The sequence below is a fragment of the Oceanobacter sp. 4_MG-2023 genome, assembly GCF_030689165.1.
GTDB lineage: Bacteria > Pseudomonadota > Gammaproteobacteria > Pseudomonadales > Oceanobacteraceae > Oceanobacter.
The window spans coordinates 51,777-58,402 of sequence record NZ_JAUYVV010000022.1; the positions used below are offsets into that span (position 1 = coordinate 51,777).

The 6,626-nt window shown below is 50.3% G+C and carries 5 protein-coding genes and 1 pseudogene; 4 read left to right on the top strand and 2 right to left on the bottom strand.

What is annotated here, in order from left to right; genetic code table 11:
- Positions 1-14: 14 nt before the first annotated feature.
- A complete protein-coding gene (locus tag Q8W24_RS13885; protein WP_370693336.1) occupies positions 15-1,358 on the bottom strand; it encodes a ferric reductase-like transmembrane domain-containing protein in 1,344 nt (447 codons plus the stop codon).
- Between the two features lie 372 nt (positions 1,359-1,730).
- Here Q8W24_RS13885 and Q8W24_RS13890 point away from each other — a divergent pair, with 372 nt between their 5' ends.
- The 4 genes from Q8W24_RS13890 to Q8W24_RS13905 all read left to right on the top strand — a co-directional run bounded on the left by Q8W24_RS13890 (position 1,731) and on the right by Q8W24_RS13905 (position 5,760).
- On the top strand, positions 1,731-1,976 hold the full coding sequence (locus Q8W24_RS13890) for a hypothetical protein (RefSeq protein ID WP_303434211.1): 246 nt from the start codon (positions 1,731-1,733) through the stop codon (positions 1,974-1,976).
- A 391-nt stretch (positions 1,977-2,367) separates the two neighbouring features.
- Entirely contained in the window at positions 2,368-3,699 is a 1,332-nt protein-coding gene (locus Q8W24_RS13895; protein ID WP_305453005.1) for a tetratricopeptide repeat protein, read from the top strand.
- A gap of 146 nt (positions 3,700-3,845) precedes the next feature.
- Positions 3,846-5,309 (top strand): PLP-dependent aminotransferase family protein, encoded by a 1,464-nt coding sequence (locus Q8W24_RS13900; protein ID WP_305475699.1) that lies wholly within the window; start codon positions 3,846-3,848, stop codon positions 5,307-5,309.
- Between the two features lie 202 nt (positions 5,310-5,511).
- On the top strand, positions 5,512-5,760 hold the full coding sequence (locus tag Q8W24_RS13905) for a DUF2061 domain-containing protein (RefSeq protein ID WP_305475700.1): 249 nt from the start codon (positions 5,512-5,514) through the stop codon (positions 5,758-5,760).
- 347 nt (positions 5,761-6,107) lie between these two features.
- Here Q8W24_RS13905 and Q8W24_RS13910 read toward each other — a convergent pair.
- Positions 6,108-6,626 (bottom strand): annotated as a pseudogene (locus Q8W24_RS13910) (transposase); the annotation flags it as partial.

Consider the following 6,626-nt stretch of genomic DNA (forward strand, 5'->3'; position numbering starts at 1 on the left):
TCCCGGGTTGGTTATTAAAAGTCAAATTCTTCGTAAATGATGTTGTTTTTCGGGATATGCAACACCCCCAGATCTTTTTGAACACTCTGCATCATTCCCTCTGGGCCACAAAGATACACAGCCCAGTGTTGTGGTTCTGGGATAGTGGTTGCCAAGCTGTTGCTATCGATAATACCGTGATGAATGTCAGGGTCCGATGTGGGTACTTCACAGACAAATAGCGATTTGAAATCTACCATGGACTGCTCCAGCGCTTTGATCTCTTTATACATCACTATTTGATCCTGCTTTTTGTTGCCATAGAGTAAACGGACAGGGCGAGGGTCATGGTTTGCGGCCAGCTGGCGTAACAGCCCCAACATTGGCCCGATACCGGCTCCTCCGGCAACCAGAGTGATGCCTTTGGCTTTTTGGCTGGCATCGAGAGTCAGCTGGCCAAAGGGGCCATCAAGGTAGACGGTTTGCCCGACCGACAATTGATCGAGCTGGCGGGTGTAATCTCCCAGCTCTCTGATAACAAAAGAAATATCAGGCAGGGACTGGGTGCACGAAGCGATAGAAAAAGGATGGTAATCCAGACTGTAGGGGGAAGCATGTGTATTAATCCAGACAAATTGACCGGCGTCAAAATCAAACGCTGTGTGTGATTTTCCCGTCAGTGTCAGTGTCAGTTGCCAGTCAGTGCTACTGATTTTTTCGATTGACCGGATAACAAAAGCATGTTTTTGCAGCGTTTTGGGCTTGATGGCGTAGTTGTAAAAAGAAATAGCAACAGCCATACAACACAGTCCCCAGAAGATACTATTAAATACGGGTTGTAACTGACCATGACTGCCAACCGCCGTGATATGGAGCGTTGCCAGAATGGTAATAACAATAAAACCCAATGTGTGCCAGAAACGCCATACCTCATAACCTAATGGCAGTTGTTTTTTTAACGCTGAAAAAACAACCCAAACAAATAATAGTATCCAGGCGATAATGCCGGTGAGCATCTCAGGTGCAAACAGGACCGTCTTGATGGCCAGCCAGCCATCTGCTGTGGATAACATCCATTTGGGAGCCATAATCAGAAACGGGTGCAGAAAGAATATTCCACCAATCCAGTACCCCATGGATTTATGCTTGGCCACACTCCAGTTTATATTCTTGAATAAAGGAAATGTCTTTAAACGCCCGGTTAATGGGAACTGTAGATAAAACGCTGCAATCCCCACCAGGTTGATCAAAATAATCAGCCGAACATAATAACCCTTGTCATCCATCGGAGAAACAAAAGAGCTGAAGTAAAGTATGAGCAGCAAAAAACTGTAACCGATAGAGAATTTTGTATTTTTGGATAGAGAAATTTCAGGCATTCTCACAGACAATCTCCAGCACAAACAGAATGAAAACGGTGTTTATTGGATCACAAGTTTATTGTGGCTATCCATGATCTTTATTAAGAGATTGGGTTTTTATGAGTATGTTTGCGAAGGATTACAATATTTACAATTGACTTATACTTGTCGACTTGAGTGTTTGGTACTGTTCCTGCTGAACTTGGAGGCGGAGCAGAGCGGTTGACAGTCAACGATCTAACGTCTGTTTGTTAATTTCAAAATAACTGATTTTCCTGAAACCAGGCCATTGTCTGGCGTGTAATACACTCTGTTTTTGCTCCTTGTTTTCTCAACGAGTAAAGGCCGGAAAGCCGTTAACGGCTGGTGTTTATTTTATAGAGGATAGATATGAAAAAAAATTTGATCGCCTTACCCTTATTGGTTCTGTCTGCTTATAGTCTAACAGCAGTAGCCGCTGACGATGATCGACCACAGCGTCCACCCAGCTTCGAACAGATGGATACCAATGGCGATAATGAGCTGAGCAAGGATGAGGTAAAAGGGCCACTGCTGGATGATTTTGACAAGTTTGATGAAGACGGCAGCGGCACACTGACAGAAGACGAACTGCCAGAACCTCCCAAGGGTCGATAAGCTGGCGACAAGGGTTTCACAACCGTGGAGTCCTTGTGTCCTTTCTGGCCAATTGCCATTGGCCATCGTGTTGCGTGATGCCGCTATCGCGCAGCTCAGTATCTCCACCTTCTGATTGATAAGCCGCCAAGGCATCCTGCCATACAGGTTGTTGCAGCAGACGCCATGGCTGCTTCTCATCCTCGTCCTGTACTGAAATCAGCCACCGCCCGATGAGTTGTCTGGATCAGGTTTGTCAGCAGTGTCCACATGAAGGCCCGTGTCACAACAGAGCAGGCTATCTGGATCTATAGCTCTGGATTCGAAGGGTTACTGTATTCCGCAAGCACAATGCTCAGATTGGTTCTCAGAGAGCCATAGCACCAGAATCTGGCCAAACAGGACACCCACTATGAAAGACATCACCAATCTCGATATCACTGCGCAATCTTCACAGCTGGTTGAGCTGTACAACACCGGCATTAGCGAGCTGTGTCGTTTCAAAGACCCATCACCACGCATTGAGGCCATGTTGAACGACGATCCGGCCTTTGTGATGGGACTGATTCTGCAGGGCAACCTGTGTTTGTGGACCACCGACAAGGATGACCATGGTGGTGCGCTGGAGGCACTCACTGCCTTGCAGACACTGCCAGCCACACACTTTAATCACCGCGAACGCATGCACCTGGCGGCGCTGGAACCCTGGGTTAAAGGCGACCTGATGACCGCCTCCGATATCTTTGATCAGCTGCTGGTGGAATACCCGCAAGACATACTGGCGCTGCTCAGTGGCCACCAACTCGACTTCTTTTTGGGCCAGGTGCTGAATTTACGTGATCGGGTTGGCCGGGTACTGCCGTGTTGGGATCAGCAACATCCACTATACGGATACTTGCTGGGCATGCTGAGTTTTGGCCAGGAAGAAGCCGGGCATTATGAGCAAGCCACCGACAACGGTTTGCGGGCGGTGGCTATGAATCCGGGGGACATCTGGGGTATTCATGCGGTGGCTCACGCCCGGGAAATGCGTGGCCAGTTCCAGGACGGTGCGGCATTCATGCGCCAGTACGAACCGTACTGGAACAAGGATAACGATATGATCAGTCATAATGCCATCCACCTTGACCTGTTCCTGCTGGAAACCGGTGAACTGGAGGAAGCTGTGGCGGTTTACGATAAATACGTCCATTTCCCGGGTGTCAATCCGGCACCAATGGCCTTGTTGGATGGCTCCTCGGTGTTGTGGCGGCTGTATCTGGAAAACCAGAACCTGGGGCATCGTGCCCAAGCACTGGCCGACTCCTGGATGGATAAACACAAACAGCGGTTTTATGTCTTTAACGATGCCCATGCTGTGATTGCTCACGTTGCAGCGGGAGACTTTGATACGGCGACGGATATCGTCACTGACCTGAAAGACTATCTGGTACATGGCGATAGCGCCCCGACCAACTACCAGATGGTGAAACAAACCGGCCTGGCCGTGTGTGAAGCATTTTTGGCCTTTGGCCAAGGAGACTATAAAACAGCGGTGAACAAACTCTGGCCAATCAAGAACAGCAATGGTCAATTCGGAGGCAGTCTGGCTCAGCGTGACGTACTGGCACGTACCCTGCTGGAGGCTGCAATCCGGGATGGTAATCGCTCACTGGCACAGGCACTGGTCAATGAACGTTTATTGGCGCGTCCGGCGAGTCCGTACAATCTGGGCAAGCAGGAAACCATTCGCGCCATGGCATAAATGCGTGGTGCAAGTGCGTGGTGCTGGCCGGTGATTTTCGGTTATGGCTGTTATTGGCGGGCTTTTTGACTCAGTTGATTGATAGAATCCTGTGAGTCACTCAGCCGTTTGAGTCGGACAACGACCCGGAAAAGTACCGATACACCATGTTCAAACAACTGTTTCACCTGAACCCGGACAGCACCAACACCTTGCAGCAGCAAGTGCGAGAGCAAATCAGCAAAGCGATTTTGGCAGGCCATATCCCGGCGGACATGCAATTGCCATCTACCCGTGAATTGGCCAGGATGCTGAAGATCTCCCGCAATACCGTCATCATCGCCTATCAGGAATTGATCGATGATGGCTACCTGATCTCGCGACAACGGGCCGGGTTTTTCGCGGCCCCAGATATCCGCAAGGATTGCTTGCCGGTGCCGTGCGACCATGACCACCACACCCGTCATACACCAGACTGGCAAGGGTTATTGATCGACAAACCGGAGCTGCTGGCGGAACCCGGACAGGTGCGCTGGCAACAGGCTCAATACCCGTTTGTATACGGTCAGCTTGACCCGGCCATGTTTCCGGTCAAGCGTTGGCGGGAATGCAGCCTGGATTCGGTCAGAACCCAGTCTGTCAAAAGCTGGTCATCGGATCATTACAATAGCGATGACCCCTTGCTGATTGAACAGATTCGTTCGCGGTTGCTACCGCGGCGTGGCATCTGGGCAGAAGCGGACGAGATATTGATTACCGTTGGTGCCCAGAATGCGCTGTACCTGCTGCTGAACGCCCTGCTTGGACCTGGACGGGTGTTCGGTTTTGAAAATCCCGGCTACCCGGACCTGTCCCGTATCGCCCGCCTGGTGGGGGCCAAAACCCGGGCCCTGCCCGTTGACAGGAACGGGCTGGTGGTAAATGAACAGCTGGATCACTGCGATGTGGTCTTTACCACGCCCAGTCACCAGTTTCCGACCACCGTCACAATGCCGCTGGACAATCGTAAGGCACTGCTGGAACGCGCTGCCGCCGATAACTTTCTTATAATTGAAGATGATTATGAATGCGAAACCAACTTCGCTTCCCATCCGACTCCGGCACTGAAAAGCCTGGACCGTCATCAACGCGTGATCTACGTGGGCAGCCTGTCGAAAACCCTGTCACCAGGATTACGGATGGGCTATATCGTAGCTCCCAAACCCCTGATTGCCGCCTTGCGAGAATTACGGCGCTTAATACTAAGACACCCACCAACCAACAATCAGCGAACGGTTGGACTGTTTCTTGAACGGGGCTACCACGACAGCCTGATTCGCCATCTGCTGGAAGTGTATGAAGAACGCTGGCAACTGATCCGGCAAGGGGTTGATGAGCTGATGCCGGTCAGTACTATCCCTCCGACCTTTGGCGGCTCCGCTTACTGGATTGAAGGTGACGCCGGGCTAGATAGCCTGGCCCTGCAATCCCTGGCGGTGAAACAGAGCATTATTATCGAACCTGGCCAGTGTTATTACGATCAGAATGGGCCACTCAACTGTTTCCGGCTGGGCTACTCATCGATAGCCACTGAACGGATTCGGCCTGGCCTGGAACGTTTGGCAGTTCTGGTGGCTCAGTTGACTCGTTAGGCAGTCATTAACCATGAAGGGCTATCGGTCGTCAGGTGTGCCGTGGTGAAATCTGGGTCTGTAGCGCTGATAGCTTTTTAAGAAATAAACTATCAGGTGTTTAGTTTTGTTTGATTTTAACTATTTTATAAAAGCGTTAATCTGTCTGTGTACCTAATCAATGCCAGACAACGCCTACCAGGCAACTGGCGAGGAGCTTGAAATGACCAAGACATTAACCTTTGCTGTCATGCACTTTTCTGTCGCTTTTACCGTTGCTTATGCTTTGACCGGAGACTTGCTCGTCGGAGGATTGGTGGCGATTGTCGAACCGGCGATTAACACCGTGGCTTTTTACTTCCACGAACTGGCCTGGAATATGAAAACCAATGTGACGGATCAGATTCAGGCGGCAGGCAGTGCGGGTATGGAAGGCTGGGTGGCGGTGCAAGCAGAAGGCGCAGGTCGTTAGCTGCGTGTTAGGGGGTATTAATCAGGGGTATTAATCAGGACACCCATGAGTTAATCAGTGGTATTAATCAGTGGTATTAATCAGGACACCCATGAATTAATCAGAGTTAATCAGGACATCCATCGATTAAATGGGGAATTAATCAGGACACCTATCATTAAATCGCTCAGCAATCCTCTATACTCTGCGATTTCTGACTTCGTTATGGTGCCTGTGTGTTTTTGATGCTCGCTGGCAGGGTGTACTGGTGATAATTGAGGGTAAAACCGGACTTCTGGGCGTAATAAAACCTCAGAGCGCGGTTCTCTGATCAAGGCAATGCGTTAATCTGGGCTTGTCGGAGTCAATCAGCCTGCCAGTAACTGTCTGGCTGGCGCTATACCGGTCGGCCGTTTGTAACCGAGTCGTTCGCAGGCAGAACGAACATTGGATTCGCTACCAACAAAGGTTGTGAAGCACTGCTCGAATTGCTGACTAATGGTCAGCCACTGATTGTCATCCAGGCCAATTCGGCTGAGGATCGGCGATACGCTTGTATCAATCGCACCACGTTTATCAGCGCGAATGATTTGCCCGGTTGCATCAACTAACGCCAGATAGTCACTCAACGGCATCTGGATACCCACTGGTGAATGTTGTTTTGGATGGCCAACAAATGGCAAAAGCCCGGAAGATTGCCGTTCGATGGCATCGGTATTCACCGTCGTTGTTGCGTCATTGATTCGACGGCTAACGGATGTGTGATCGGAGCTTTCAAGCGTCGCGGCAATTTTCGCTCGCACTGGATTCAAATCCACGTAAGCCATGCAACTGAGTAACGCCGCTTCGTCGAGCAATGCCTGGGACTTGAAACGACCTTCCCAGAA